A 26,472-nucleotide genomic window follows, 5' to 3' on the forward strand; every position below is an offset into this window, starting at 1 on the left:
CTTCCTTGAAGACTCGGCGGTGACCGATGGGAACATTCGATCGGCTGTGTGGCTGTACAGGCTCAGGCTAGCCCGCCCGGGACACCGCCCAGTCGCCGATCCTGGCGAGCAGCCGGTCGTCCGCGGCGTGTTCGGCGTGCCCCATGCCGGGCTCCAGCCAGAGTTCGGCGGCGTCACCCGCGGCGTCGGCGAGCATCCGGGGGTGGTCGACCGGGAAGTAGCCGTCGCTGTCACCGTGCACGATCAGCAGCGGCGTGGGGGCGATCCGCGGCACCGCCTGCACCGGGGAGAGCGGCACCGGGTCCCAGTCGCGGTGGTGGATACGGGTGCGGAAGCCGTAGCGGCCGACCAGCCGGCCCGCCGGCCGGGTGACCAGCCAGTGCACGCGGCGCATGGGGGCGGTGCCGCGGTAGTACCAGCGGGCGGGCGACGACACGGAGACCACGGCGTCCGTACCGGGGTCCAGCGCCGCGTGCCGCAGCACCACCGAGCCGCCCATCGAGAAGCCGACGGTCACCACCCGGTCGTGCCCGAGGCCGCGCGCCCAGCGCACCGCCGCCGCCAGGTCGAGGACCTCGCGGTCACCGACCGTGGTGCGGCCGCCCGAGCGGCCGTGGCCCCGGAAGGAGAAGCTGACCACCGGGGCGAACCGGTTCAGCGCGGCCACCACCCGTCGAACATGCGGCCGGTCCACGTCGCCGGTGAAGCCGTGGGCCAGGACGAACACCAGGTCACGGGAGGGTGGCCGGGAGCCGTCGTATACAACGGAGGCGGGATCGTATACGGAATCGATGGAAATCCCGTCGTCCGTGCGCAGAAACGTCCGGATAGGGGCGCTTCTGCTCGTCTCACAGTTCGGACGAATGACGGAACGTGCCACATGACCTGCCGGACCGTTGTTCATGTGGGCTATTCTGCTGTGCAGAGGACTCGGGCAGCGCCGCCACCGGGTCCTTTTGTGCTTTCGGAAGCTCTGTATACGAAGCGGGAAACACCAGGTGACCGCGGACGTACGGGGGCTCGGGAGCGCAGCGCAGTGTCATTGCACACAGTCCTCGCAGGGACCGAGGAGGAACCAGTCGTATGAGTTCTCTGCTGCTCCTGACCAACGCCCTCCAGCCGTCGACGGAAGTACTGCCCGCACTCGGGCTGCTCCTGCACAACGTGCGGGTCGCCCCCGCCGAGGGCCCCGCCCTCGTCGACACCCCGGGCGCCGACGTGATCCTCATCGACGGCCGCCGCGACCTCCCGCAGGTCCGCAGCCTCTGCCAGCTGCTCCGGTCGACCGGACCCGGCTGTCCGCTGATCCTGGTCGTCACCGAGGGCGGCCTCGCCGCCGTCACCGCCGACTGGGGCATCGACGACGTGCTCCTCGACACCGCGGGCCCGGCCGAGGTCGAGGCCCGGCTGCGGCTCGCCATGGGCCGCCAGCAGATCGTCAACGACGACTCGCCGATGGAGATCCGCAACGGCGACCTCTCGGTGGACGAGGCGACGTACAGCGCCAAGCTGAAGGGACGGGTCCTCGACCTCACCTTCAAGGAGTTCGAGCTCCTCAAGTACCTCGCCCAGCACCCCGGCCGGGTGTTCACACGTGCACAGCTCCTCCAGGAGGTCTGGGGGTACGACTACTTCGGCGGCACCCGGACCGTCGACGTGCACGTACGACGGCTGCGCGCGAAACTCGGCCCCGAGCACGAGTCCTTGATCGGGACCGTCCGGAACGTCGGTTATCGATTCGTTACCCCGGAGAAGGGCGAGCGGGGCGAGCGCGTCGGTGACGGGGCCAGGGCGCGCGCGGACGGTCCAAAGCCGGAGGATGCGGACGCTTCGGCGGCCGTGGACACGGCAGAGGTACCGGCGGAGGCGTAGTGGCGGTCGGGCGACGGCATGACCGCCGCCCGGACGGGGCATTGCTTCCGCAAGCCGGGCTCCGGTTTTCCCTGCCCAGAGCGGGTCCATCCGCGTAGACTCCGCGCGTGGCCAAGGTGACTCGGGATGATGTGGCGCGGCTGGCGGGAACTTCGACCGCCGTGGTCAGTTATGTCATCAACAACGGACCCCGGCCGGTCGCACCGGCCACGCGCGAGCGCGTTCTCGCCGCGATCAAGGAACTGGGGTACCGGCCGGACCGGGTCGCCCAGGCGATGGCGTCCCGGCGCACGGACCTCATAGGCCTCATCATCCCGGACGCCCGCCAGCCCTTCTTCGGCGAGATGGCGCACGCCGTGGAACAGGCCGCGTCCGAGCGCGGGAAGATGGTCCTGGTCGGCAACACCGACTACGTCGGCGAACGCGAGGTGCACTACCTGCGCGCGTTCCTCGGCATGCGGGTCTCGGGCCTCATCCTCGTCTCGCACGCGCTGAACGACCTGGCCGCCGCCGAGATAGACGCCTGGGACGCCCGGGTGGTGCTGCTGCACGAGCGGCCGGAGGCGATCGACGACGTGGCGGTGGTGACGGACGACCTGGGCGGCGCCCAGCTCGCCGTCCGGCACCTGCTGGAGCACGGCTACGAGTACGTGGCCTGCATGGGCGGCACCGCCGACACCCCGGCCGTCGGCGACCCGGTCTCCGACCACGTGGAGGGCTGGAAGCGGGCCATGGAGGAAGCGGGCCTGCCCACGGAGGGCCGGCTGTTCGAGGCGCCGTACAACCGGTACGACGCGTACCGGGTGGCCCTGGAGCTGCTGGCCGGCCCCGACCGGCCGCCGGCCATCTTCTGCTCCACCGACGACCAGGCGATCGGCGTGCTGCGGGCGGCCCGCGAACTGCGCATCGAGGTGCCGGGAGAGCTGGCGGTGGCCGGCTTCGACGACATCAAGGAGGCGGCGCTCGCGGATCCGCCCCTGACGACGATCGCGTCGGACCGCCCGGCGATGGCGCGGGCGGCGGTGGATCTGGTCCTCGACGACGGGTTGCGGGTGGCGGGGTCGCGACGGGAGCGGCTGAAGACGTTTCCCTCACGGTTGGTGGTACGGGGCTCCTGCGGCTGCGGGTAGCTGTTCGGCTGCGGCCCGGTGGGGGCTTGTCGCGCAGTTCCCCGCGCCCCTAAAAGCAGGGGGCTGCGGCTGCGGGTAGCTGTTCGGCTGCGGCCCGGTGGGGGCTTGTCGCGCAGTTCCTCGCGCCCCTGAAAGCAGGGGGCTGCGGGTAGCTGTTCGGCTGCGGCCCGGTGGACGCTTCTTGCGCAGTTCCCCGCGCCCCTGAAGGGGCGCGGGGAACTGCGCGAACGGCCCCCGCCGGGCCGCGGGCGCTTGCGGACCCTCATGAAGGGTTTCTGAGAGACCGGCCCGACCTGCGAGAAAGTTCTTTATATCGGGCAAACGCGGTTCTCGCGGCGTTCTCAGCGGGCCCTCAGGTGGCTCTCATGGTCACGGGACAAGCTAAATGTCATGACCGAGAGCCTCCGCCGCAGCGGCGAGTACGAGAACCCCCAGGGTCCCCAGGGTGACGCCTACCAGGGCGCGTACCCCCAGCAGCAGCACGCCTCCGCTCCCGTGAACCCGGAGTGGCCCCCGCCGCCGGCCTACCAGCCGACGCCCCAGGCCACCGCCCCGGGGACGGAGACGGAGACGCACTCGGTCCACGCCAAGCAGAAGCGGACCCGGGGCCCGATAGCACTGCTCGCCGCGGTGGCGATCGTCGCGGCGGCCGTCGGCGGCGGCACGGCCTACGCCTTCCAGGAGCTGACCGGCAAGAACGACACCGTCTCCTCCTCCACCACCACCAGCGTGGTCCCCTCCAGCAAGAAGGGCGACGTCGCCACCATCGCCGCGGCCGTCAGCCCGAGCGTCGTGGAGATCACCGCCACCCTCAGCAACGGCACCTCCACCGGCTCCGGCGTCGTCATCAGCGGCGACGGCGAGATCGTGACCAACAACCACGTGATCTCCGGCGCCCAGTCGATCAAGGCGACGACCAGTACCGGCAAGACCTACACCGCCGAGGTCGTCGGCACCGACAGCGCCAAGGACCTCGCCCTCGTCAAGCTCCAGGGCGCCTCCGGCCTCCATACCGCCACCCTCGGCAACTCCAACGGTGTCCAGGTCGGTGACACGGTCGTCGCGATCGGCTCCCCCGAGGGCCTCAGCGGCACCGTCACCAGCGGCATCGTCTCCGCGCTCGACCGCGACGTGACCGTCGCCACCGACGAGGGCCAGGACCAGCAGAGCCAGGGCGGCGGCGACGGCCAGTGGCCGTTCTCCTTCGGCGGCCGGCAGTTCAACGGCGACACGGGCTCGTCCACGACGACCTACAAGGCGATCCAGACCGACGCCTCGCTGAACCCCGGCAACTCCGGCGGCGCGCTGATCGACGCCGGCGGCAACATCATCGGCATCAACTCGGCCATGTACTCGGCCAGTTCCGACTCCTCCTCGTCCTCCTCGGACGCGGGCAGCGTCGGCCTCGGCTTCGCCATCCCGATCAACACGGTCAAGTCCGACCTGGCCAAGCTGCGGGCGGGCTCCACCAGCTGAAGCACGGCACCACCAGCACACCGAGCGCAAGGGAGTACGTCATGATCAAGCAGGTTATGCACCACTCGAGCGGTGACAACCCGGCCGGCTTCGACCTCGCCCTCGAGGTGGCGTACGAACTCAACGCACCGAGCGCGACCCCGGCCCCGGCCCCGCGCGCCCCTGAGATCGTGCCGGCCCCGGAGCTGATGGGCCTGCGCGTCACCGCGGCCCGCACCCACCAGCGCAAGGTGCCGCTGAGCCGCATGACCCTGGTACGCGGTTAGGGGCGTACCACCCCACCGGCGTGCATACCCGACAGCCCGGAAACATGCGAGGCTGAGGAGCACCCACCCCGCCCAGGACCACCACACCCCGAGGAATCGCGAGCGATGAGCCCCGCCGAAGGCGACCGTGACCCCCAGCGCATCCTGATCGTCGACGACGAGCCGGCCGTACGCGAAGCCCTCCAGCGCAGCCTCGCCTTCGAGGGGTACGAGACCGAGGTCGCCGTCGACGGGGCGGACGCGCTGGAGAAGGCCACGGCCTACAAGCCGGACCTGATCGTCCTCGACATCCAGATGCCGCGGATGGACGGCATGACCGCGGCCCGCCGCATCCGCGGGGCGGGCGACACGACTCCGATCCTGATGCTGACGGCCCGCGACACCGTCGGCGACCGCGTCACCGGACTCGACGCCGGCGCGGACGACTACCTGGTCAAGCCCTTCGAACTCGACGAACTCTTCGCCCGTATCCGTGCCCTCCTGCGCCGCAGCTCCTATGCGGGCAGCGTGGCCGAAGGCGGCCAGGAGGACGAGGCACTCACCTTCGCCGACCTGCGCATGGACCTCGCGACACGCGAGGTCACCCGGGCCGGCCGGCAGGTGGAACTGACCCGCACGGAGTTCACGCTCCTGGAGATGTTCATGGCCCACCCCCGCCAGGTCCTCACCCGCGAGCAGATCCTCAAGGCCGTCTGGGGCTTCGACTTCGAGCCCTCCTCCAACTCCCTCGACGTCTACGTCATGTACCTCCGCCGCAAGACCGAGGCCGGCAACGAGTCCCGGCTCGTCCACACCGTGCGCGGCGTCGGGTACGTCCTGCGCCAGGGCGGCGCCGAGTGACCGGGCTCGCCCGCCGCTTCCGCACCCTCCCGCTCCGCGCCCGCCTGTCGATGCTGGTCGCGGCGGCGGTCGCGTTCGCGGTGGCGGCGGTGTCGGTGACGTGCTGGTTCATCGTCCAGGGGAAGCTGTACGAGCAGCTCGAGAACGACCTGCAGAAGGTCCGGGGGCCGGCGCAGGCGGCCGCCCAGAACGCCCTCTTCGACTGCAGCGACAAGGTTCAGGGCGCCAACGGCCTGCGCGTCGACTACGGGCAGGTGGTCAAGGTGGACGACACGATCTGCCTCACCCGCGGCTCCACCGGTGTCATCAAGGTCTCTCAGGCCGACAAGGACGAAATCCGGTCCGGGAACGTAGGGGTCCTCTACTTCCGCAACGGAACCGACGAGGACGGCACCCCGCTGCGTGTGATGACCCAGGTGTTCGACACCGACACGGGTTCCTACGTCGGTCTGCTGACCGCCGTTCCCCTCAAGGGCACCCAGGACACCCTCAAGGACCTCGCCCTCATCCTCCTCCTCGTCTCCGGAATCGGAGTCCTCGGTGCCGGGGCCGCCGGGCTGGCCGTCGCGCGGGCCGGGCTGCGGCCCGTCGACGAACTCACCGAGGCCGTCGAACACGTGGCCAGGACCGAGGACCTGAGCGTCCGCATCCCCGTGGAGGAGAAGTCGGACGACGAGATCGCCCGCCTGTCCCGGTCGTTCAACTCGATGACGACGTCCCTCGCGAGTTCCCGCGAGCTCCAGCAGCAGCTCATCGCCGACGCCGGCCACGAACTCCGCACGCCCCTCACCTCGCTGCGCACGAACATAGAGCTGCTCACCCGCAGCGAGGAGACCGGCCGCCCGATCCCGCCGGCGGACCGCAAGGCGCTGCTCGCGTCGGTGAAGGCGCAGATGACGGAGCTGGCGTCGCTGATCGGCGACCTCCAGGAGCTGTCCCGCTCGGAGGGCCAGCGGGGCGAACGCGTCCAGGTGGTCGCCCTCCAGGACACGCTGGACGCGGCCCTGCGCCGCGCCCGCCTGCGCGGCCCGGAGCTGAAGATCACCGCGGACGTGCAGCCGTGGTTCGTGCGCGCCGAGCCCTCCGCGCTGGAGCGGGCCTTCGTCAACATCCTCGACAACGCGGTGAAGTTCAGCCCCGAGGGCGGCACGATCGACGTCACCCTCGACCACGGTGTCCTGACCGTCCGCGACCACGGCCCCGGCATCCCCGAGGACGAACTCCCGCACGTCTTCGACCGCTTCTGGCGCAGCCCCGACGCGCGGGCCCTGCCGGGCTCCGGCCTCGGCCTGTCCATCGTGGCCCGCACGGTCCAGCAGGCCGGCGGCCAGGTGACCCTGGCCCGCGCGAGCGGCGGCGGCACGGTGGCGACCGTACGCCTGCCGGGCGCGCCCGTCCCGCCGCCGGAGACCGTGTAACCGCCTTCCGGGCTGCCGGAAAACCCCTTGCCCAGGCGGCTTATCCTCTCCCCAGCAGCGCACCCGTTCGGTGCGTCGGGGGAGGGGTTCGGGCGTGGACGAGAGCGGGTTCGTGCGGGAGTACCGCAAGCGGCGCAGACCGCCCGGGGCGCATCTGCTCCTGCTGGGGGCCGTGTTGCTCAACGTCCTCGTGCAGACCGGTCTGCGCGAGAACGGGGGCGGGTACTGGTGGGCGCCGCCGGTGATGGTCCTGCTGGTCGTCGTGACGCTGGTCAGGGTCGTGATGGAGCAGTACCTGGCGTACACGAGGGTCACCGGCGCCGGGATCACCGCGCGCCGGCCGCTGCGGACCCGTACCTGGGCCTGGTCCGAGGTGTACGACATCCGGGTCGAGCCGCTGCCGCGCGGCTCCGGCGGGACCGGTCCCCGCTGGTTCACGTACCTGTACGACGTCGAGGGCCGCCGGTTCCTGCTCCCGCACCTCGACGACTGGCAGCTGGCCGATCCCTACGCCGAGGTCTCGGAGGTGTGCCTGGCCGCCGCCCCGCAGCGCAGCCTCAGCTGGGAGCGGCGGCCGGACGTCGAGCGGCGGATCCTGCGCGGGGCGGTGCGGCGCAAGGCGCTGCTGTGGGGCGCCAACGGCGCCGTCGCCATGATGCTGGTGATGTTCGTGGTCACCCTGGCGCTCGTCTTCGCGGACTGGGCGGACCATCCGTTCCTGCTCATGGTGTGCGTCCCGGTGGCCTCGGGCGCCGCGCTCAGCGCCGTACTCCAGTGGTACTGGACCACCAGACCGCCCCGTTCCCTGGCCCGGCGGACCGACTGAGTCCACGGCGAAACGAGCGAGGAGGCACGGGACATGGAGCGTGTGTACCGGAGGCGGAACCGGCTGCCGGGGCGTTACTTCCTGGCGGTGGGCCTTCCCCTGCTCGTGGCGTTCGGACATCTCTGGACGGCCGGTGCCGAGGCACGCCGGTGGGGCTCGCTCGAGATCGGGCTGCTGGTCCTGCTCGCCCTGGTCATGCTGCCGCTCAACCAGTACCGGGCGCACACCCGGGTCACGGTCCGCGGCATCACGGCGCAGTGGGCGCTGCGCGCACGGACCTGGGCCTGGCACGAGGTCTACGCCATCCGGGCCGAGCCGGTACCGGGCCGGAACGCCGGGGCGTCGTACCCCGATCTGATCGTCTACCTGTACGACTTCCGCGGCCGCCGGTTCCCGCTGCCTCAGGTCAACAGCTGGCAGCTGGCCGATGCACACGCCGAGGCCGCCGGTCTGCGGCTGGCCGCCGACCCGTACCGCGGCCTCGGCTGGGAGCCGCGTCCGGATGTCGAGGAGCGGATCGTGCGCGGGATCGCGCGGCGCAAGGTGTGGGGGACGGTGACCGTCCTGGCGGTGGTGGCGGTGCTCCTGGCCCCTCTGGTCGCGGTCGCTCTCGGCTGAGCGGCGGGTGCCGTCAGCGGCGGAGGGTCAGCGTCGTCTCGGGTGCCTGCTCCGGGGCGGGGCGGGCCAGGGCCGTGTAGGCGCCGTTGCGGGCCAGGAGGTCGGTGTGGGTGCCCGCCTCCACCAGGCGGCCGCGGTCGATGACCAGGATGCGGTCGGCGTCGGGGGCGAGGGTCAGGTCGTGGGTGATCATGATGGTCGTGCGGCCGGCCATCAGCCTGCGCAGCGGGGTCATCACCTGGCGGGCGGCGATCGCGTCCAGGCCCGCCGTCGGCTCGTCGAGGACCAGGACCGGCGCGGCGCGCAGCATCGCGCGGGCGATGGCGATCCGCTGGAGCTGGCCGCCGGAGAGCGCGGCCGTGCCGGGGGCGATGCGGGTGTCGTAGCCGTCGGGGAGCGCGGCGACGAAGTCGTGGGCGGCGGCGTCCCGCGCGGCCCGTTCGATCTCGGTGTCCGTCGCGCCGGGACGGCCGCACCCGATGTTCTCGCGGACCGTGCCGGTCAGGATCAGCGTCTCCTGCGGGAGCAGGGCCACGTTCTCCCGCAGGAACTCCAGGGGCAGGTCCGTGAGCGGGACGCCGTCCAGGCTGATCACGCCGTCCGAGGGGTCGTAGAAGCGGGTGAGGAGGGCGGCGAGGGTGGACTTGCCGGCGCCGCTCCTGCCGGTGACCAGGACGAGTTCGCCGGGCGAGGCGGTGAGGTCCAGGTCGCTCAGGCAGGCGTGGGGCGCCTGCGGGTAGCGGAAGGAGACCTGGTGGAAGGCGATCCGGCCGCGCACCGGCCGGCGGGCGACGGGGCGGGCGGGGTCGGTGACGGCGGGTTCGGCGTCCAGGATCTCGCCGATGCGTTCCGCGCCCGCGGTGGCCGCGGTGAGGGTGAGGCCGAGCTGTCCGAGGTCGCGGACCGGCGGGTAGAGGTAGCCGAGGAAGGCCGCGAAGGCGAGCAGCTGACCGAGGGTCATCCGGCCCGCGGAGATCTCCCAGACGCCCAGGCCGATCACGGTCAGCACGCAGAGGGTCTCCACGACCTCGACGAGCTGCGCGTACATCTCGCCGAGCCGGGCACCGCGCACGCTCGCCCGCATCCAGGCGCGGGCCTCGGTGCCCAGCCGCCGCTCCTCGTCGCGGCGGCGGTTGTACGCCTGGGTGAGGACGATGTTGGCGAGGGACTCCTCGACCACGGAGGTGATCGCCCCGTCGGCGGCCCGTTCGTCCCGGGAGGCCGTCCTGATCCGGCCGGCGAAGCGGCGGGCGGCGAGCAGGAACAGGGGTGCCAGGACGAAGGTGACGAGCGCCAGGTCCCAGCGCAGCAGGCAGGCGGCGGCCGCGTAGAAGAAGGCGGAGAAGGCGGCGGCGACGGTGCCGACGACACCGGAGACGACCATCTGCTCGATGGCCTCGACGTCACCGGTGAGGCGTTCCACCAGGTCGCCTCTGCGGTGCCGCTGGAAGAAGTGCGGGGGCAGGTCCTGGACGTGCCGGAAGACCTTCTCGCGCAGCCGCAGCACGAACCGCTCGGCGGTCCAGGCGGCCAGTGAGTTGCCGAGGTAGCCGACGGCGGCGCCGAGCACGGCGACGCCCAGCCAGGCGCCGGCCGGGCCCCAGAAGGCGGACGGCGAACCGGCCGCCAGGGCGTTGTCGGTGAGGTCGGCGAAGAGCAGGACCGCGGCGGTCTCGGCGAGCGCGGACACCACCACGCAGGCGATGATCACGCCGAGCGCGCCGCGGTCGCCGCGGGTCAGCGGCCAGAAGCGGCCGAAGGCCACCCGGGCTTCTCTCATGGTCGACGACTCCGTTCCCCGTGCCGGTGCGGGCATGGCCGAGGCGGGGCCGCCGATGGCCGGCCCCGCCTCGCCCCGCACCGCGCAATTTCGCTTTGAATTACGCCTGTAAATTCTTTGTCAGCGATTGTCGCCGACCGGGCGGCGCTTCGGAGCGGGCTTCTTCGGCGCGGGCTTCCTCGGGGCCGGAGCGGGCTTGTGGTTCTTCTTGACCGGGACAATCTTGTGGAAGCTCATGGTGTTCTCCTTGTTCTGTCGTCCGCGCCGTTCGCTTTCGACAGAGAAAACACTACGTGTCCCGAACACCGAAAAAAGCCATTTCCTCTGAGACCTCAATGAATTGCGGCTGAGATGAATTTTCAGAAGCAATGCGGAACCAGATCGCGCTTCACACAGGCTTTATCCAACGGAAAGGGCCCGGTGCGCGGGGTGCGCGCACCGGGCCCGTCCGTACGGAGTCAGCGGCTACCGCACGACCGTGATCCGGTCCGCGGCCGGCGGCGCGAGCGGCGCCGTGGCCGAGGAGTTGGCCGTCAGGTAGTCCGCCAGGGCCGTCAGGTCGTCGGTGCCGACGACGTCGCCGGTGCCCTGCCCGAGGGTCGTGAAGCCGTCGCCGCCGCCCGCGAGGAAGGAGTTGGTGGCGACGCGGTAGGTGGCCGCCGGGTCGATGGCGGTGCCGTTCAGCTTCACGGAGCCGGTGACCACCCGGTCCGCGCCCGTCTTCGTCAGGTCCAGCGTGTAGGTGAGCCCCGAGGACGGCAGCAGGATCTTCGGCGCGGCCTCGTTGGCCCCGCTCACCTGCTCCTTGAGCACCTGGACGACCTGCGCGCCGGTGAAGTCCTGGAGGTTCACGGTGTTGGCGAAGGGCTGGACCGTGAAGCCCTCGGCGTAGGTCACCACGCCGTCGCCCTCACTGCCCTGGGCCGCGTAGGTCAGCCCGGCCCGCACCCCGCCCGGGTTCATCAGCGCCAGGTCGGTCTCCGGGTCCAGCTTCCTGCCGTACGCCAGCTGCGCGTCGGCGATCAGGTCGCCCATCGGGGACTCGGTGCCGGTGCTGTTCACGTCGGCGGAGATGTAGCCGATGGCGCGGTTGCCGATCGGGGCGGCCAGCGTGTTCCACTTCCCGATCAACGCGGTCATGTCGGACGCCTTGGCGACGTCCCGGCTGACCACGTGGTTGGCCGACTTCACCGCCGTACGCGCGATGTCGCCGGTACGGCGGTCGTAGGTCAGCGTGGTGTCCGTGTAGAGGCGGCCGAAGGAGGCCGCGGAGGTGACCATGCGGGGACGGCCGGCCGGGTCGTCGATGGTGCAGACGTACGCGGTGTGGGTGTGGCCGGTGACCAGCGCGTCCACGGCCGGCGTCACGTTCTTCGCGATGTCGACGATCGGGCCGGAGATGCCGCTGCCGGCGCCCGGGGAGTCGCAGTCGTAGTTGTAGTTCGCCGACGCCGGGAACCCGCCCTCGTGCACCAGCGCCACGATCGACTGGACGCCCTGGCGCTGGAGCACCTTGGCGTACTTGTTGATCGTCTCGACCTCGTCCTTGAACGCCAGCCCCTTGACGCCGTCCGCGGAGACGATGCCGGGCGTGCCCTCCAGGGTGACGCCGATGAAGCCGATCTTGACGTCCTTCTTCTTCCAGACCCAGTACGGCTTCAGGATCGGCCGGTCCGTCTTCTCGTCGAGGACGTTGGCGGCCAGGTAGGGGAAGTCGGCGCCCTTGAACTTCTTGTCCGTGTAGCAGCCGTCGGTGGGGTGGCAGCCGCCGTTCTGCAGCCGCGCCAGCTCCCTGGCGCCCTCGTCGAACTCGTGGTTGCCGACCGTCGTGACGTCCAGGTCGAGCTTGTTGAGCGCCTCGATGGTGGGCTCGTCGTGGAAGAGCCCGGAGATCAGCGGGGAGGCGCCGACCATGTCACCGCCGGCGGCCGTGACGGAGTACGGGTTGCCCCGGCGCGCCTGGCGCAGATGGGTGGCGAGGTACTCGACACCGCCCGCGTCGACGGTCTTCGTCGTCCCGTCGGCCTGCTGTTCGGTCACCCGGCCCGACGAGCCCGACGGCGGCTCCAGGTTGCCGTGCAGGTCGTTGAAGGAGAGCAGCTGGACGTCCTGGTAACGGCCGGGGCCGTGGTGCCCGTGCCCCCTGCCGGTGTGCGCGTCGGCGGGCAGCGCGCTCGCCAGCGCGGCGACGGTGGCGAGCCCCGCGGCCGACGCGAGCAGCGCGTAGGCACGCCCTCTGGACGGTCTGGACTTCGCTGGCATGGAGCCCCCCTGTGGGTCTGCTGAGAAGTGGCCGGTGCGGCGCAGCCTAGGGTCAACGCGCGTAGCGCAACAGGGGGTTCATGGTTACATCTTGGTTGCCGGTTGCCCTTCCCTTTACCTTCGTCCTTGCCCCCACTTTGGCCGTCCGGCCCCGTACCCTCGTACGCATGACCAGCGACGACACCGCACGGCCGCCCCTGCACTCCCGCTCCATCGACACCTACTCCGCGCTCGCCCCGGACCAGGCCGAGGCCGTGCTCGGACTGCTGGCGGAGGCGGCCCGGTCCGACGGCCAGCAGCCGGTGTCCGAGCAGGGCCGCATCCAGATCCGCGGCGGCGCCCGCGAGGGCGTCTCCCACCTGCTGCTCACCGTCGGCGACGAACTCGTCGGCTACGCCCAGCTGGAGGACACCGATCCGGTGGAGGCACCGGCCGCGGAACTCGTCGTCCACCCCGCGTACCGCGGCCACGGACACGGTCGCGCGCTCGGCTCCGCCCTGCTCGCCGTCTCCGGCAAGCGGCTGCGCGTGTGGGCCCACGGCGGCCACTCGGCGGCCCGGCACCTCGCCCAGGTGCTCGGTCTCACCCTGTTCCGCGAACTGCGGCAGATGCGGCGCCCGTTGACCGGCCTGGACCTGCCCGACCCGAAGCTCCCCGACGGCGTGACGGTCCGCGCCTTCGTGCCCGGCCAGGACGACACGGCCTGGCTCGCCCTGAACGCGGCCGCCTTCGCCCACCATCCCGAACAGGGCTCGCTGACCCAGCGCGACCTGGACGACCGCACGTCCCAGCCCTGGTTCGACCCGGCCGGGTTCTTCCTCGCCGAGCGGGACGGCGAACTGCTCGGCTTCCACTGGACCAAGGTCCACGACCAGGAACGCCTGGGCGAGGTCTACGTCCTCGGCGTCTCCCCCGCCGCCCAGGGCGGCGGCCTCGGCAAGTCCCTCACCACCATCGGCCTGCGCCACCTCGCCGGGCGCGGCCTGCCGACCGCGATGCTCTACGTCGACGCCGACAACACGGCCGCGGTGGCGGTGTACGAGCGGCTCGGCTTCACGACCCACGAGACGGACCTGATGTACCGCACGGAGACGTGAGCCGCGTCGGCGCGTGAACCGGCCCGGTCAGCCGTCGCCGCAGTCGTCCTTGCCGCGGGGCACCGGCACGCCCAGCAGCAGGGCCGCCCGGGACACCGGCGTCCGTGCCGAGGTCAGCTCCGCCCAGTGGGCCCTCACCCGGGCCGCGACCGTGTCGTGCGGCTCGCGGAGCAGGGCCCGTACGACCTCGGTGGCCTGCGACGAGACGCCCATGCTGCCGCCGTCCGGGGTGAGGACCGCGGCCGGGCCGGTGAGGCTGTCGTCGATGCGGAGGCGGCGGAAGGTGGCCTCCGGAGCGGGGTCGGTGGCCAGGGCCAGCCACATCGTCGTGACCGCGCGGGCGTCGCACATCTCGATGGTGGCCATCTCGTCGCCCGCCACCAGGACCCGGGCGACGCCGACCGCGAACTCGGGCACCCGGTTGCCGCCCCACTGGGTGCCGACCGTGACCGTGTTCCGGACCGAACTGGTCGGCAGGGTGGCGTCCGTGGACAGGTCGGTGATCGCCTGGATGCGCTGGCGGACCGTCAGGCGGGTGGTGGCCGCCTCGCCGCCGGCCTCCGCCCGCACCCGGCGCACCACCGCCGCCCAGTCGGCCGTCCAGCCCGTCCAGTCCGGGTAGGCGCAGTACCGGGATCCGTCGCGCGTCACGCACGTCTGGTACGCCGCCGGGTGGTCCGCCTCCGCCTTCCGCGCGGCCTGGACCGCGGCGGAGGTGCCCGGACTCTGGCCGATCACGCCGGCCACCGTCGCGGCCAGGGCCACGGCCGCCACCACCTGGAGCACGCGGGTCCGCCCGCCCGCCACCAGCACCGCGGCACCGCCCGCCAGCACCGTCAGCCCCGCCAGGTACAGCGCGTGCCAGCCCGCCGGGCGGCCCAGCAGCTCGCCCGGGACCGGGGTGCCGCCGCTCTCCTGCACCGTCGGCCACAGCCACTGGACGGCGTGCCCGCCGCCCGTGACGCCGTTGACCACGGTGAGGACGACCGCGAAGGCGATCACGAACAGCACCGGAGCCGCCGCGTGCGGCAGGACGCGGGCCAGCAGGACACCGACCGCACCGGAGAGCAGCACCGTCAGCGGGGCGACGGCGAGTTCGGCGAGCGAGCCGTGACCGGCCGCGCCCGGCAGCAGCGCCGCCCGGCCGAACTGCACGCCCACCACCAGGCCCACGCCGACGGCGAACGGCACCACCGACAGGGCGTGTGCCAGCGTGCGCCGCGGCAACGGCATGGCCAGCACCGAGAACTGCTCCGCCGTCCCGTGCCGCCGGTCCAGCAGGGCGGCCCGGTGCACGCAGGCCAGCAGGGCGACGCAGAGCAGCACCGGACCGCCCTGGGTGGCGCGGTCGGCGTCGTGCAGGACCGGGTAGGCGTCCATGCCCTCGCCCCGGGCGAGCATCTGGTAGCCGACGTACGCCAGATAGGCCAGGCCCAGCAGCACCACCGGGATCTGGAGGGCGAGTTGGCGGGCCTCGAAGGCCGCGAGGGCCAGCACGGAACCGGTACGGCGGGCGGTGCCGCCGTCTTCCGGGGCGGCCGGTTTCACCAGGGTCGTCGTCATGCGGCCGCGGCCTCCGGGGTCTCGTCGTCGAGGACCAGCAGGTAGCCGTCCTCCAGGGTCGGTTCGAGCAGGTCGGCGCCGGCCGGCGGGGCGCCCACGTTGCGGTAGGAGCCGCTGCCGGTGCGCCAGCCCGCGCGGGCACCCGGCGCGCGTTCGCCGCTGCTCCACACCCGGCCCGCGGCCCGCGCGGTCAGTTCGGCGGGCGTGCCGTCGAACCGGACCCGGCCGCCGGCCAGGACGATCACGTGGTGGCAGAGCATCGCCACGTCCTCGGTCTGGTGCGTGGAGAGCAGGACCGTGCGGTCCTCCCCCGCCTGAGCGATCAGCTCCCGGAACCGCATGCGCTGCTCGGGGTCGAGGTGGACGGTCGGCTCGTCCAGGACCAGGAAGGCGGGGTCGCCGACCAGGGCCGCGGCCAGGGCGACCCGCTGGCGCATGCCGCCGGAGAGCCGTTTGACGCGCAGGCCGCGGACGTCGGCGAGGCCGACCAGGTCCAGGACGCGCCGCACCTCGTGGTGGCGTGCGGTGCGGCCGGTCAGTTCCTTCAGGACGGCCACGTAGTCGACGAACTCGAAGGCCGTGAGGTCCGGGTGGAACCCGGGGTTCTGCGGGAGGTAGCCGAGCGAGCGGCGGACGGCCAGTCGGCCGGCCGGGGTCGACGGGTCCTCGCCGCCGACGGTGAAGCCGCCGCCGTCCGGCGGTACCGCCGTGGCCAGCACCCTCAACAGGGTCGTCTTCCCGGCGCCGTTCGGGCCCAGCAGGCCCGTCACGCCGTCCGTCAGACGCAGCGGGACGCCGTCCAGGGCCCGGGTGCCGCCGTAGCGCACGGTGAGGCCGGTGGCGGAGACAGTGGTGTGCACGGATGACTCCAGATCAGTAGGGCTGGGCGTCGAAGCGGTCCCGCGCCCGGTGCAGCAGGAAGGTCGCCAGCGCGGCCAGCGCGGCGGCCGCCGACTGGCCCGCCGCGGTGAACGCGAACGGCGTGCCGGCGGGGTGCCGCGCGGCCACCGCCATCAGCAGGACCCAGGCCCCGCCGACCAGTCCGGGGCCGAGCAGCGGACCGAGCCGCGCGGAGAGCGCGAGCCCGGCCGCGGTGAGCGCCAGGGCCGGCAGCAGCCAGCCGAAGGCGACCAGCCCGAATCCCGGCAGGGCCAGCGCGGCCAGGCAGTTGAAGCCGAGCGAGGCGGTCAGCGCGGCCACCGTACGGATCATCAGCAGCCGGAAGCCGTGCGTCGGGGCGACCGCGGCGATCTCGTACGCCGGATCGAGCGCCGGTCCGTACGACAGCGCCACCGCGGCCAGCGGCAGCAGCGGGGCCAGCGCCAGGAACAGGGCCGGGGCGTCCACCAGGCGCACCACGGTGACCGTCAGCGCCAGCACGAACGCGACCGACGCCAGCCAGGAGCGGCGCAGCACCGGGGTCGCGGTGAGCAGCCGCGCGGTGTGCTCGGCGACGCCCAGCCGGGTCAGCAGCCGTTCGCCGCGGCCGGGCCGCGGCGCGTCCAGTTCGGCGTCCAGGCGGTCCCAGCCGGCGTCCAGCGCGGCCGGGTCGCTGACCGCCGCGAGCACCGCACGGCACTCGGCGCAGGAACCGACGTGGGTGTCGGCCGACCACAGCAGCGGCGGCGCCAGCTCGCCGCGCGCGTAGGCCCGTAGTTCTTCCTCAGCGACATGCCAGGTCATGCCAGCTCCTCCCGCAACTGCTTGCGCGCCCGCATCGCCCGTGTCTTGACCGTCCCCGGCGGGATGCCGAGCAGGACCGCCGCCTCCCGGGTGGTCAGCCCGTCGATCACCGTCGCCTGGAGCACCGCCCGCAGCTCCGGCGAGAGCCGGACCAGGGCCCCGGCGAGGTCCCCGTGCTCCACCCCCGCGAGCACGCGTTCCTCCGCCGAGGCCTCGTCCCGGTGCCGCAGGCGTGCCAGCGCCTGCCGCAGCCGGCCCCGGGCGCCGTCACCGCGCAGCGCGTCGACCAGCCGCCGCGACCCGATCCGCCACAGCCAACCGGCCGCGTCGCCCTCCTCGTGGTAGCGGGCCGTTCCCCGCCACACCGCGAGGAAGGTCTCCTGCACGACGTCGTCGACGACCGCCGGATCGGCGCACCGGCCGCGCAGCCGCGCGGACAGCCACGGCGCGTACCGCCGGTACAGCTCCTCGAAGGCGCGCCGGTCCGCGTCCGCGGCGATGGCCCGCAGCAGCTCCCCGTCGCTTCTCGTTCCGCTCACGTCTCCTCATCGCACGAGCCCGGCCGATCGGTTCACCGGTTCCGGGTTGACTTTTGACCCGGCCTTCCACCACCCTTTCACTACTCAATTAGTGAAAGGGTGGTTGTACGGGTGGTCGAGTACCGCATCGACCGGCGCTCCGGCGTCGCCACCTACGTCCAGATCGTCCAGCAGACCAAGCAGGCGCTGCGCCTCGGCCACCTGCGGCCGGGAGACAAGCTGCCCACCGCCCGCGAGGTGGTCGAGGCCACCGCCATCAACCCCAATACCGTCCTCAAGGCCTACCGGGAGCTGGAACGGGAGGGCCTGGTCGAGGCCCGGCGCGGACTGGGCACGTTCGTGAAGCGCTCGCTGGGCACCGCCCCGGACCCCGAGTCCCCGCTGCACGCGGAGCTGGCGGACTGGGCGGCCAGGGCCCGCGCGGCCGGCCTGGACCGCGACGACATGGCCGCGCTCTTCACCGCCGTACTCGAGAAGCACGTCGAGAAGCACGTCGAGAAGCACCTGCAAGGAGAGAGTTCATGACCGACACCGCGATAGCGGCGTCCGCGCTCGGCAAACGGTTCGGCCGACGCGGGAGCTGGGCGCTGCGCGACTGCGGCTTCCGGCTGCCGGCCGGCCGCGTCTGTGCCGTCGTCGGCCCCAACGGGGCGGGCAAGTCCACGCTCCTCGCCCTCGCCGCCGGACTGCTGGGCCCCACCGAGGGCGAACTGACCGTGCTCGGCACCGGCCCGGCCGAGGCCCGCGCCCGGGTCGGTTACGTCGCCCAGGACAAGCCCCTGTACCCGCAGCTCACCATCGCCGAGACGCTCCGGATGGGCGCCGGCCTCAACCCGGAACGCTGGGACGCGGCCGCCGCCGAGCACGTCGTGGCCGGCGGCGACCTGGACCCGGCGTCCCGGATCCGCGCCCTCTCCGGCGGCCAGCGCACCCGCATCGCCCTCGCCCTCGCGCTCGGCAAGCGGCCCGAACTGCTGCTCCTGGACGAGCCCATGGCCGACCTGGACCCGCTGGCCCGGCACGAACTGATGGGCCTGCTCATGGTGGAGGCCGCCCAGCACGGCACCACGATCGTGATGTCCTCGCACGTGGTCGCCGAACTGGAGGACTCCTGCGACCACCTGCTGCTGATCGGCGGCGGCCGGGTCCGGCTGGCCGGCGAGATCGACGACCTGCTGGCCGCGCACACCCGCGTCAGCGCGCCCGCCGACGCCGGCCTCGCCCCGCACACCGTCGTGGACTCCCGGACCACCGGCCGGCAGCTCAGCGCCCTGGTCCGCCCGGCGGGTCCGCTGCCCGCCGACTGGAGCACCGGCACCCCCTCCCTGGAGGAACTGGTCCTCGCCCACCTGCGCAACCCCGAGGCCCCGGCCCTGACCGCGGTGGAGGCCGCCGTATGACCACCCTGACCACGGCGACCGCGCCCGCGCCCGCCGCCCGGCCCCACCTCACCCGCTGGCTGCTGCGCCTGCACCGCCCCGCGCTGTACGTCTGGTCGGGCCTGGTCCTGGCCCTGGCCGCCCTGCTGCTCGTGCTGCACGGCCCGCTGACCGACGCGGCGGCCGACGCCTGGCACCAGTACCGCGGCTGCCCGGAGTGGCCGAAGCGGTGCTCGTACGACCAGAAGGCGATCCTGCGCTACAAGGACTGGTACAACTACGCCACTCTGACCGCGGCCGCGGTGCCCCTCCTCGCGGCCGGCTGGGCGGGCGGCGCGCTGGGCAGGGAGATGGAGTCCGGCACCGCCCGGCTGGCCTGGACCCAGTCCAGCACCCCCGTGCGCTGGCTGGCCGTCCGCCTCGCGATCCCGGCCGCGGCCGTCGCCGCCGGGACCGGACTGCTGGTCTGGCTGCACCACCTGGCCTGGGCGGCGGGCGACGGCCGTATCGACACCGCCAAGGAGTGGTACGACGTCTGGACCTTCCACACCAACGGCCCCACCCTCGTCGTCCTGGCCCTGTGCGGCCTGGCCGCGGGCGCGCTGACCGGCCTGCTCTCCCGCCGCGCCCTGCCCGGCCTCGGCCTCGGCCTGCTCCTCACCGGAGCGATCTGGGCCGCCGTCCAGCTGCTCATGCCCCGCCTGTGGCCCTGGCGGACCCGTTCCGGACAGGCCCTCTTCGACCTCCCCCACAGCACCTGGACCTGGCGGTCGGGCACGCTCACCGGCGACGTCCCCTACGGCGACTACCACCCCGCCTCGGACTACTGGCCGCTCCAGCTGACCACCAGCGCCCTGCTGCTCGCCGTGGCGGCCCTGCTGACCCTGGGCTGCTTCCTCGCACTGCGCCGGCTGACCGGAAGGACGACCGCCTGATGACCGCCCTGCCCGCCGCCCCCGTCTCCGCCCGCCGCTCCCTGCACCGGCTGCACCGCCCGGCCCTGCTCGTGTGGACCGCCTTCGTCCTGCTCGCGACGGGCTGGCTGCTGTGGCTGCACTTCTCCGAGGTCCCCGCCGAGCGGGCCTGCCGCATCGCCCAGCACTCGGCCGCCGACAGCCTGCCCGGCTGCGCCTACTCGGCGTTCACGGACGCCAACAACCTCTTCAACGTCCTCGGCGAGACCCTCGGCTGGTCCGCCGTCGCGGTCGCCGCCTGGGCGGGCGCCGCGCTGATCGGCCGCGAGCTGGAGTCCGGCACCGCCCGGCTGGCCTGGACCCAGTCCGTCTCCCCGGCCCGCTGGCTGGCCGTGAAGCTGACCACGGCCGCCCTGCCGCTGCTCGCCGGGGGCGGGCTGCTGGCGCTGGTCTTCGGCCTGGTGTGGACCGCGGACCGCGACGCCCTGGTCACGGAGTGGACCTGGGACCGTGTCTTCATCCCGCGCGGCCCGCTGCTGCCCGCCCTGCTGCTGCTCGGCCTCGCCGTCGGCACGCTCGCCGGCATCGCCCTGCGCCGCACCCTGCCCGCGCTGGCCGTGGCCGCCGCCGTGACCCTGCTGATCAGGCTGTACCTGCGCACGGCCTGGCAGCCGCTGCGCGGCACCCTGCACGGTTTCTGGCCGGTTCACCTCGCGGCCACCGCCCTGGTGCTCGCCCTGACCGCGGCGGCCTTCGGCGGCGCGTTCTCCCTCTTGCGCCACCGGACCCGCTGAGAGACCGTCTGACCCGTGCGTCCCCCGGCCGACGGCAGGGCGCACGGGGTCCGTGGGAAGGTCGTACCCGAACGTCGCTTTCGTGATCCCGGAGAACGCCGCGGCCCGATCTTCGACGTCCGTGAGCCTCCCGCAGCTATCCCGTACGCCATGTCTTCGTAACCATTGGTTCAGGCTGACTTGCGACGCTCAGCCAATGAAACCCGCCGTGCCAGAGCCGTCGCCGAACCCGCAGGGGTTCGCGGGAAACGGGGTCGTCCAGCTCCCACCCGCCCGTTCCGACGCGCCTGTCACGCCCCGGGCGCGGAAGAATGGGGTCATGAGTCAGCAGAACGCCCAGGCAGCCGAGGTCCAGCACGCCCAGCCCTCCGTAGGCTCCATAGCCGCGCACCGCCCGCACACCGTGGCCGCGGCGGTCTCCGACCTCGAACCCGACATCGACGCGGACCTCGACGCGTACGAGGAGGCCCCGCACGACGGGCCCCAGCTGCCCCAGGGCCGCTTCCTGGACCGGGAGCGCAGCTGGCTCGCGTTCAACGAGCGGGTCCTGGAACTCGCCGAGGACCCGAACACGCCCCTGCTGGAGCGGGCCAACTTCCTGGCGATCTTCGCGAGCAACCTGGACGAGTTCTTCATGGTCCGGGTCGCGGGCCTGAAGCGCCGCATCGCCACCGGCGTGGCCACCCGGTCCGCCTCCGGGCTGCAGCCCCGCGAGGTGCTGGAGATGATCTGGGCCCGCTCCCGCGAGCTGATGGCCCGGCACGCCGCCTGCTACCACGAGGACATCGCGCCCGCGCTCGCCGAGGAGGGCATCCACCTGGTCCGCTGGGCGGAGCTGACCGAGAAGGAGCAGGCGCGGCTCTTCACGCTCTTCCGGCACCAGATCTTCCCGGTCCTGACCCCGCTGGCGGTCGACCCGGCGCACCCCTTCCCGTACATCTCGGGCCTCTCGCTGAACCTGGCCGTGGTCGTCCGCAACCCGGTCAGCGGCCACAAGCACTTCGCCCGGGTCAAGGTGCCGCCGTCGCTGTCCCGCTTCCTGGAGAGCAGCACGGGCCGGTACGTCCCCATCGAGGACGTCATCGGCGCCCACCTGGAAGAGCTGTTCCCGGGCATGGAGGTCGTGGAGCACCACGCCTTCCGCCTCACCAGGAACGAGGACCTGGAGGTCGAGGAGGACGACGCCGAGAACCTGCTCCAGGCCCTGGAGAAGGAACTCATGCGGCGCCGCTTCGGGCCGCCGGTGCGCCTGGAGGTCGAGGAGTCCATCGACCGCGAGGTCCTGGACCTGCTGGTCCGCGAGCTGAAGGTGTCCGAGGCCGAGGTCTACCCGCTGCCCGGCCCGCTCGACCTGACCGGCCTGTTCCGCATCCACGGCCTGGACCGGCCGGAGCTGAAGTACCGCAAGTTCGTCGCGGGCACCCACCGCGACCTCGCCGAGGTCGAGTCGGCGTCCGCGCCCGACATCTTCGCGGCGCTGCGCGAGCGGGACGTCCTGCTGCACCACCCGTACGACAGCTTCTCCACCTCCGTGCAGGCCTTCATCGAGCAGGCCGCCGAGGACCCGGACGTCCTCGCCATCAAGCAGACCCTGTACCGGACCTCCGGCGACTCCCCGATCGTCAACGCGCTCGTGGACGCCGCCGAGGCCGGCAAGCAGGTCCTCGTCCTGGTCGAGATCAAGGCCCGCTTCGACGAGCACGCCAACATCAAGTGGGCCAAGCGCCTGGAAGAGGCCGGCTGCCACGTCGTCTACGGCCTGGTGGGCCTGAAGACGCACTGCAAGCTGTCCCTGGTGGTCCGCCAGGAGGGCGAGACGCTCCGCCGCTACAGCCACGTCGGCACCGGCAACTACCACCCGAAGACGGCACGGCTCTACGAGGACCTCGGCCTGCTGACCGCCGACACCCAGGTCGGCGCCGACCTGTCCGACCTGTTCAACCGGCTCTCCGGCTACTCGCGCCGGGAGACCTACCGCCGCCTGCTGGTGGCCCCCAAGTCGCTGCGCGACGGGCTGATCGCGCGGATCAACAAGGAAGTACAGCACCACCGGGCCGGCCGTCCCGCGTTCATCCGCATCAAGGTCAACTCGATGGTCGACGAGGCGATCATCGACGCCCTGTACCGCGCGTCCATGGCGGGCGTGCCGGTCGACATCTGGGTCCGCGGCATCTGCGCGATCCGGCCGGGCGTCACGGGACTCTCGGAGAACGTCCGGGTCCGCTCGATCCTCGGCCGCTTCCTGGAGCACTCCCGGCTCTTCGCCTTCGGCAACGGCGGCGAACCCGAGGTGTGGATAGGCAGCGCCGACATGATGCACCGCAACCTCGACCGCCGGATAGAGGCGCTGGTCCGGGTCACCGACCCGGCCCACCGAGCCTCGCTCATCCGGCTCCTCGAAACCGGTATGTCCGACTCCACCTCTTCCTGGCACCTGGCCGCGGACGGCGAGTGGACCCGGCACGCGACCGACGCGGACGGACAGCCCCTGCGCAACATCCAGGAGATGCTCATAGACGCCCGGAGGCGCCGGCGTGGCACAGCAACACCTTGAACCGACGGACCCGACGGCCCGGGTCGTGACCGGGGACGCCCTCGCGGGCTACCTGCGCGCCCAGGCCACGGAGTTCCTCCGCGCGCTGCGCCTGCACCGGGAGACCGGGCCGGCCGGCACGGCGGAGGAGTCCGTCGACGCGGCCCGCGCGCTGCGCCGCTCCGCCCGGCGCATCAGCGGCAGCCTGCACACCTTCCGCCCGCTCCTCGAAACCGACTGGTCGGAGGAGATCCGTCCCGAACTGGCCTGGCTGTCGGGCACCTTGGGCCTCGAACACGCCTATGAGGCAAGACTGGAGCGCCTGTTGCTGGCGCTCCACCGGCTCTCCGGTTCCACGACCCTTCCGGGACAGGCCACTTCGGAGGGCACGGTCGAGCGCGGCAGCCTCACCGTCGGCGCGGCCAAGGCGGGCGCCCTGCTCGACCGCCAGCTCACCCTGGCCCGCACCCGGGCCCACTCCACGGCGCTCCAGGCGCTCGGCTCCTCCCGCTTCCACGCGGTCGCCGACAAGGTCGCGGTCCTGGCCAGCGAGGTCCCGCTGACCGCTGCGGCCCCGACGGCCGACCTGCGCCCGCTCGCCTCGGCGGCGGAGGAACGCCTCACCGACGCCGTCGCCGGCCTCCCGCTGGTCACCGCCGGGCACCCGTACAACGCCGAGGCCCTGGTCCACGGCCTGTCCCCGGACCCGGCCCCGCACCCCCAGGACGGTCCCTGGCACCAGGTCCGCCTGCTGCTGCGGCTGCACCGCTACGCCCGCGAGGTGCTGTGCGGCGGCGGCGCCCCCGTGGACGTCCGGCTGCTCTCCGCGGGCCAGGCCCTGAACCGGCACCGCGACGCCTCCGAGGCGGCCGCGGCCGCGGCGGCCGCCGCCCGCACCCCGCGCATCGCGCCTGCGACCGCCTACGCCCTCGGCGTGCTCCACGCCGACCAGCGGCACGAGGTGGAGGCGGCCCGGTTCGCGTTCCAGCAGGCGTGGCAGAAGCAGCGGGTGGAGGCGGTGTGAACGACACCCCGGTGCTGGCGGCCGGCTGCGTCCTGTGGCGCCGGTCACCGGTGGACGGGGACCTGGAGGTCTGCCTCGTCCACCGCCCCAAGTACGACGACTGGTCCCACCCGAAGGGCAAGCTCAAGCGCGGCGAGGACGCGGTGACGGGCGCGCTGCGCGAGGTGGCGGAGGAGACCGGGTACGCGGCCCGCCTCGGCGGTGAGCTGTCCACGGCCCTCTACTACGCCAACGGCCGCCCCAAGCAGGTCCGTTACTGGGCGGGAGAGGCGGGAGAGGGCCACTTCACGCCCAACCACGAGGTGGACCGGATCCTGTGGCTGCGCCCTCAGGAGGCCAGGCGGCGGCTCACCCAGCCCAGGGACGCCGAACTGGTGGACGAACTCCTGGCCTCGCTCCACAACGCCCCCTAGGGCAGCGGACGGGATCCTCCTCAGCCGCCCTCGGCCACATGTCCCGCGCCGTCCGTCCGCGCGAGACTCCGGGCCCGGCGCGCCGGGCCGCGCCACCCGCACACGCACCGCGCGTAACAGAACGGCCCGTGCTCCACCAGGCTCGTGTCGTGCCTCTGCCCCTGCAAGCCCCGATCGGAACCGTCCTTCTGCGCCACTCCGACAACGTTACCCACCCCCGGTAAAGGGCCGGTATGCGTGACGGGCCCTGCCACCCCTCGTTAAGCGGAACGACAGGGGGCCCGTGACGGACGTACCGGCTGGGGGTAGGCAGGCGATGGATCGGCGGCAGCACAGGCGGGCCGGAAGGACGGCCGTCACCGTGGGACTCATGGTCGGACTCGGCACGTGCGCGACCGGCTGCGGCGGGGCCTCGGCGGAGGGCGCCGGCGGCGGACCGGGCGACACCGCGGTCGCCGTCCTCGAGCGCGCGGCGGACACCCTGCGGGCCGCCGCCACCTCCAGGGCGACGACGTCGATGGAGATGGCGGCCGGCGGCACCCGGGTCACCATCCGCGGCGAGGGCCGCTACGACTACCGCCATCAGCTCGGCGAACTCACCGTCGTCCTCCCGCAGGACCCCGCCGGCACCCCCGAGCACCGCCCGATCACCGAACTCCTCGCGCCGGGCGCCCTGTTCATGAAGAACAGGGGCGCCGGGGTGCCCGCCGACAAATGGGTCAGGGTGGAGACCGCGAGCCTGTCCGACGGCAACCTGGTCACCGGCGGCGCCACCGACCCGTTCGCCGCGGCCGAACTGCTCCTCGGCACCCGCACCGCGGCCTATCTGGGCAGGACCGAGGTCGCCGGGACCGAGGTCCGGCACTACCGGGGCACCGCCGACCTGGCGGCCGCCGCCCGCGCCGCCTCCGCCGGCAACCGGCCGGCGCTGGCCGCCGCGGCGAAAGGGTTCGCCACGGCCGAGGTGCCGTTCGACGCGTACCTCGACGACCAGGGCCGCCTCCGTAAGCTGCGGCAGCGGTTCAGCTTCGTCAACGACAGCAGCAAGGGCACGGTGGCGGTCGCCTCGACGACCCTGCTGTACGACTTCGGCACACCGGTGGACGTAAAGTTGCCGCGTTCCCGGGACATCTACGCCGGCAGGATCGCCGAAAACCAGCCAGCGCACTAGTCCGGGATCGGCTCTGTACAACCTGTGAACTAGCCCGTCCGTGCCATGCGCGGTGTGTAGACCGCTCCCTACTCTAGGAAGTCGGTGACGGCAGAGAAGAGGTGATGCACGTGGCTCCGGTCGGCGGTACGGCAGTTCAGGACCACGTGGCCCTCGCCGAGATCGAGCTGTGCGGAGAGCTGATCATCGCCGCGTCCGCCGCCGAGGACCGGCTCAGCCTGGAGAGCATCGACGAGGTGCTGCGCGTCGCCGAGGAGCGCGAGGACGCCTGAGTCCGGCCGGGCCCGCGAGGCCGGGGCGGCGGGCCGGGTCAGGGCCCGGGTCGGCGATTTCAGGTCAGCGGCCGCGGCCCCCGGCGGGCGGCTCCGGGTCCGGGGTCTCAGGTCCGCAGCAGGCGGGCGATGGCCTGGGTGGCCTCCTCCACCTTCGCGTCGATCTCCGCACCACCCTTGACGGCCGCGTCGGCGACGCAGTGCCGCAGGTGTTCCTCCAGCAATTGCAGCGCGAACGACTGCAGGGCCTTGGTGGAGGCGGAGACCTGGGTGAGTATGTCGATGCAGTAGGTGTCCTCGTCGACCATGCGCTGCAGGCCACGGATCTGGCCCTCGATCCGGCGCAGCCGCTTGAGGTGCTCGTCCTTCTGCTTGTGGTAGCCGTGCGTGGCCGCCGGAGCCCCGTGCCCGGAGGGCTTCGTGGCGCCGGCCTCGGTGGTCGTCATCGCGTCCTCCGCTGTGCCGATACATATACCCCTAGTGGGTATATGGTAACGAACTTTGCTGGGTATAGGGCCCTCGGGACGCCCCCGTGCTGATCACCGCGCCCGATGGGTGACACTGGAGGACGGCCCATTAGCCGTGGCCGGATGATGCGCCTA

26 protein-coding genes are annotated in these 26,472 nt (G+C 72.6%); 18 read left to right on the top strand and 8 right to left on the bottom strand.

Features of this window, described 5'->3' with window-relative positions:
- Nucleotides 1–67: 67 nt before the first annotated feature.
- The gene (locus ACIQOE_RS39875; protein ID WP_351328386.1) at nt 68–904 is read right to left on the bottom strand and encodes an alpha/beta fold hydrolase; all 837 of its coding nucleotides are present in this window, start codon (nt 902–904) and stop codon (nt 68–70) included.
- A 179-nt stretch (nt 905–1,083) separates the two neighbouring features.
- On the opposite strand from ACIQOE_RS39875, the gene ACIQOE_RS39880 reads away from it, so the two are divergent.
- The 8 genes from ACIQOE_RS39880 to ACIQOE_RS39915 all read left to right on the top strand — a co-directional run bounded on the left by ACIQOE_RS39880 (nt 1,084) and on the right by ACIQOE_RS39915 (nt 8,446).
- A complete protein-coding gene (locus tag ACIQOE_RS39880; RefSeq protein WP_401416984.1) occupies nt 1,084–1,872 on the top strand; it encodes a response regulator transcription factor in 789 nt (262 codons plus the stop codon).
- Between the two features lie 107 nt (nt 1,873–1,979).
- Nucleotides 1,980–3,002, top strand: coding sequence for a LacI family DNA-binding transcriptional regulator (locus ACIQOE_RS39885; RefSeq protein WP_351328390.1), 1,023 nt, complete (start codon nt 1,980–1,982; stop codon nt 3,000–3,002).
- Between the two features lie 390 nt (nt 3,003–3,392).
- Nucleotides 3,393–4,478, top strand: coding sequence for a S1C family serine protease (locus ACIQOE_RS39890; protein ID WP_401416986.1), 1,086 nt, complete (start codon nt 3,393–3,395; stop codon nt 4,476–4,478).
- 41 nt (nt 4,479–4,519) lie between these two features.
- Nucleotides 4,520–4,744, top strand: coding sequence for a hypothetical protein (locus ACIQOE_RS39895; protein WP_365559458.1), 225 nt, complete (start codon nt 4,520–4,522; stop codon nt 4,742–4,744).
- Between the two features lie 105 nt (nt 4,745–4,849).
- Nucleotides 4,850–5,584 (top strand): response regulator transcription factor, encoded by a 735-nt coding sequence (locus ACIQOE_RS39900; protein ID WP_351328396.1) that lies wholly within the window; start codon nt 4,850–4,852, stop codon nt 5,582–5,584.
- Nucleotides 5,585–5,634: 50 nt separating this feature from the next.
- The gene (locus ACIQOE_RS39905) at nt 5,635–7,002 is read left to right on the top strand and encodes a sensor histidine kinase (protein WP_399012710.1); all 1,368 of its coding nucleotides are present in this window, start codon (nt 5,635–5,637) and stop codon (nt 7,000–7,002) included.
- A 94-nt stretch (nt 7,003–7,096) separates the two neighbouring features.
- Entirely contained in the window at nt 7,097–7,828 is a 732-nt protein-coding gene (locus tag ACIQOE_RS39910) for a PH domain-containing protein (protein ID WP_399012486.1), read from the top strand.
- A gap of 33 nt (nt 7,829–7,861) precedes the next feature.
- A complete protein-coding gene (locus ACIQOE_RS39915) occupies nt 7,862–8,446 on the top strand; it encodes a hypothetical protein (RefSeq protein WP_401416989.1) in 585 nt (194 codons plus the stop codon).
- Nucleotides 8,447–8,459: 13 nt separating this feature from the next.
- On the opposite strand, the gene ACIQOE_RS39920 is transcribed toward ACIQOE_RS39915, so the two are convergent.
- Both ACIQOE_RS39920 and ACIQOE_RS39925 read right to left on the bottom strand, forming a co-directional pair.
- Complete coding sequence (locus ACIQOE_RS39920) at nt 8,460–10,226, bottom strand: ABC transporter ATP-binding protein (protein WP_401416991.1); 1,767 nt, start codon at nt 10,224–10,226, stop codon at nt 8,460–8,462.
- A 465-nt stretch (nt 10,227–10,691) separates the two neighbouring features.
- Entirely contained in the window at nt 10,692–12,488 is a 1,797-nt protein-coding gene (locus tag ACIQOE_RS39925) for a bifunctional metallophosphatase/5'-nucleotidase (protein ID WP_365575297.1), read from the bottom strand.
- Between the two features lie 167 nt (nt 12,489–12,655).
- Here ACIQOE_RS39925 and mshD point away from each other — a divergent pair, with 167 nt between their 5' ends.
- Complete coding sequence (gene mshD, locus ACIQOE_RS39930) at nt 12,656–13,585, top strand: mycothiol synthase (RefSeq protein WP_362649982.1); 930 nt, start codon at nt 12,656–12,658, stop codon at nt 13,583–13,585.
- A gap of 27 nt (nt 13,586–13,612) precedes the next feature.
- On the opposite strand, the gene ACIQOE_RS39935 is transcribed toward mshD, so the two are convergent.
- The 4 genes from ACIQOE_RS39935 to ACIQOE_RS39950 are packed head-to-tail and all read right to left on the bottom strand — an operon-like array spanning nt 13,613 to nt 17,370.
- A complete protein-coding gene (locus tag ACIQOE_RS39935) occupies nt 13,613–15,148 on the bottom strand; it encodes an ABC transporter permease (RefSeq protein WP_401416994.1) in 1,536 nt (511 codons plus the stop codon).
- Nucleotides 15,145–16,008 carry an ABC transporter ATP-binding protein gene (locus ACIQOE_RS39940; protein ID WP_401416996.1) on the bottom strand — a complete coding sequence of 288 codons (864 nt, stop codon included), beginning with the start codon at nt 16,006–16,008 and terminating at the stop codon, nt 15,145–15,147. Before ACIQOE_RS39940 ends, ACIQOE_RS39935 begins: the two co-directional genes overlap by 4 nt.
- Before the next feature lie 13 nt (nt 16,009–16,021).
- Nucleotides 16,022–16,831, bottom strand: a complete 810-nt coding sequence (locus tag ACIQOE_RS39945) for a zf-HC2 domain-containing protein (protein WP_351328411.1) — start codon at nt 16,829–16,831, stop codon at nt 16,022–16,024.
- Nucleotides 16,828–17,370, bottom strand: a complete 543-nt coding sequence (locus tag ACIQOE_RS39950; RefSeq protein ID WP_351328413.1) for an RNA polymerase sigma factor — start codon at nt 17,368–17,370, stop codon at nt 16,828–16,830. Before ACIQOE_RS39950 ends, ACIQOE_RS39945 begins: the two co-directional genes overlap by 4 nt.
- A 111-nt stretch (nt 17,371–17,481) precedes the next feature.
- Between ACIQOE_RS39950 and ACIQOE_RS39955 the strand changes: the two genes are divergently transcribed.
- The 9 genes from ACIQOE_RS39955 to ACIQOE_RS39995 all read left to right on the top strand — a co-directional run bounded on the left by ACIQOE_RS39955 (nt 17,482) and on the right by ACIQOE_RS39995 (nt 25,870).
- The gene (locus ACIQOE_RS39955; RefSeq protein ID WP_401416999.1) at nt 17,482–17,895 is read left to right on the top strand and encodes a GntR family transcriptional regulator; all 414 of its coding nucleotides are present in this window, start codon (nt 17,482–17,484) and stop codon (nt 17,893–17,895) included.
- Nucleotides 17,892–18,770: an ABC transporter ATP-binding protein gene (locus tag ACIQOE_RS39960; RefSeq protein ID WP_401417001.1), complete on the top strand. Its 879-nt coding sequence runs from the start codon at nt 17,892–17,894 to the stop codon at nt 18,768–18,770. The genes ACIQOE_RS39955 and ACIQOE_RS39960 overlap by 4 nt, the downstream gene beginning before the upstream one ends.
- Entirely contained in the window at nt 18,767–19,684 is a 918-nt protein-coding gene (locus ACIQOE_RS39965) for an ABC transporter permease (RefSeq protein ID WP_401417003.1), read from the top strand. The genes ACIQOE_RS39960 and ACIQOE_RS39965 overlap by 4 nt, the downstream gene beginning before the upstream one ends.
- Nucleotides 19,684–20,457, top strand: coding sequence for a hypothetical protein (locus ACIQOE_RS39970; protein ID WP_401417005.1), 774 nt, complete (start codon nt 19,684–19,686; stop codon nt 20,455–20,457). Before ACIQOE_RS39965 ends, ACIQOE_RS39970 begins: the two co-directional genes overlap by 1 nt.
- 196 nt (nt 20,458–20,653) lie before the next feature.
- A complete protein-coding gene (locus ACIQOE_RS39975; protein ID WP_399012478.1) occupies nt 20,654–23,011 on the top strand; it encodes an RNA degradosome polyphosphate kinase in 2,358 nt (785 codons plus the stop codon).
- Nucleotides 22,992–24,014 carry a CHAD domain-containing protein gene (locus ACIQOE_RS39980; RefSeq protein ID WP_365559473.1) on the top strand — a complete coding sequence of 341 codons (1,023 nt, stop codon included), beginning with the start codon at nt 22,992–22,994 and terminating at the stop codon, nt 24,012–24,014. The genes ACIQOE_RS39975 and ACIQOE_RS39980 overlap by 20 nt, the downstream gene beginning before the upstream one ends.
- The gene (locus tag ACIQOE_RS39985; protein ID WP_351328423.1) at nt 24,011–24,427 is read left to right on the top strand and encodes an NUDIX hydrolase; all 417 of its coding nucleotides are present in this window, start codon (nt 24,011–24,013) and stop codon (nt 24,425–24,427) included. The genes ACIQOE_RS39980 and ACIQOE_RS39985 overlap by 4 nt, the downstream gene beginning before the upstream one ends.
- A gap of 316 nt (nt 24,428–24,743) precedes the next feature.
- A complete protein-coding gene (locus ACIQOE_RS39990) occupies nt 24,744–25,598 on the top strand; it encodes a hypothetical protein (protein WP_365559475.1) in 855 nt (284 codons plus the stop codon).
- Nucleotides 25,599–25,702: 104 nt separating this feature from the next.
- Complete coding sequence (locus ACIQOE_RS39995; protein ID WP_351328427.1) at nt 25,703–25,870, top strand: hypothetical protein; 168 nt, start codon at nt 25,703–25,705, stop codon at nt 25,868–25,870.
- A gap of 107 nt (nt 25,871–25,977) precedes the next feature.
- Here ACIQOE_RS39995 and ACIQOE_RS40000 read toward each other — a convergent pair whose 3' ends face one another.
- Complete coding sequence (locus tag ACIQOE_RS40000) at nt 25,978–26,316, bottom strand: metal-sensitive transcriptional regulator (RefSeq protein WP_351328429.1); 339 nt, start codon at nt 26,314–26,316, stop codon at nt 25,978–25,980.
- Nucleotides 26,317–26,472 lie beyond the last annotated feature (156 nt).

The organism is Streptomyces sp. NPDC091282 (genome assembly GCF_044757385.1).
Taxonomy (GTDB): domain Bacteria; phylum Actinomycetota; class Actinomycetes; order Streptomycetales; family Streptomycetaceae; genus Streptomyces; species Streptomyces gramineus.

Coding starts and splice junctions, on each gene's coding strand:
- ACIQOE_RS39905 (WP_399012710.1), top strand. CDS start 5,635: ATGCTGGTCGCGGCGGCGGTCGCGTTCGCGGTGGCGGCGGTGTCGGTG.
- ACIQOE_RS39990 (WP_365559475.1), top strand. CDS start 24,744: ATGGATCGGCGGCAGCACAGGCGGGCCGGAAGGACGGCCGTCACCGTG.
- ACIQOE_RS39875 (WP_351328386.1), bottom strand. CDS start 904: ATGAACAACGGTCCGGCAGGTCATGTGGCACGTTCCGTCATTCGTCCG.
- ACIQOE_RS39920 (WP_401416991.1), bottom strand. CDS start 10,226: ATGAGAGAAGCCCGGGTGGCCTTCGGCCGCTTCTGGCCGCTGACCCGC.
- ACIQOE_RS39890 (WP_401416986.1), top strand. CDS start 3,393: ATGACCGAGAGCCTCCGCCGCAGCGGCGAGTACGAGAACCCCCAGGGT.
- ACIQOE_RS39925 (WP_365575297.1), bottom strand. CDS start 12,488: ATGCCAGCGAAGTCCAGACCGTCCAGAGGGCGTGCCTACGCGCTGCTC.
- ACIQOE_RS39975 (WP_399012478.1), top strand. CDS start 20,654: ATGAAACCCGCCGTGCCAGAGCCGTCGCCGAACCCGCAGGGGTTCGCG.
- ACIQOE_RS39895 (WP_365559458.1), top strand. CDS start 4,520: ATGATCAAGCAGGTTATGCACCACTCGAGCGGTGACAACCCGGCCGGC.
- ACIQOE_RS39935 (WP_401416994.1), bottom strand. CDS start 15,148: ATGACGACGACCCTGGTGAAACCGGCCGCCCCGGAAGACGGCGGCACC.
- ACIQOE_RS39915 (WP_401416989.1), top strand. CDS start 7,862: ATGGAGCGTGTGTACCGGAGGCGGAACCGGCTGCCGGGGCGTTACTTC.
- ACIQOE_RS39960 (WP_401417001.1), top strand. CDS start 17,892: ATGACCGACACCGCGATAGCGGCGTCCGCGCTCGGCAAACGGTTCGGC.
- ACIQOE_RS39900 (WP_351328396.1), top strand. CDS start 4,850: ATGAGCCCCGCCGAAGGCGACCGTGACCCCCAGCGCATCCTGATCGTC.
- mshD (WP_362649982.1), top strand. CDS start 12,656: ATGACCAGCGACGACACCGCACGGCCGCCCCTGCACTCCCGCTCCATC.
- ACIQOE_RS39965 (WP_401417003.1), top strand. CDS start 18,767: ATGACCACCCTGACCACGGCGACCGCGCCCGCGCCCGCCGCCCGGCCC.
- ACIQOE_RS39970 (WP_401417005.1), top strand. CDS start 19,684: ATGACCGCCCTGCCCGCCGCCCCCGTCTCCGCCCGCCGCTCCCTGCAC.
- ACIQOE_RS39945 (WP_351328411.1), bottom strand. CDS start 16,831: ATGACCTGGCATGTCGCTGAGGAAGAACTACGGGCCTACGCGCGCGGC.
- ACIQOE_RS39995 (WP_351328427.1), top strand. CDS start 25,703: ATGCACGTGGCTCCGGTCGGCGGTACGGCAGTTCAGGACCACGTGGCC.
- ACIQOE_RS40000 (WP_351328429.1), bottom strand. CDS start 26,316: ATGACGACCACCGAGGCCGGCGCCACGAAGCCCTCCGGGCACGGGGCT.
- ACIQOE_RS39880 (WP_401416984.1), top strand. CDS start 1,084: ATGAGTTCTCTGCTGCTCCTGACCAACGCCCTCCAGCCGTCGACGGAA.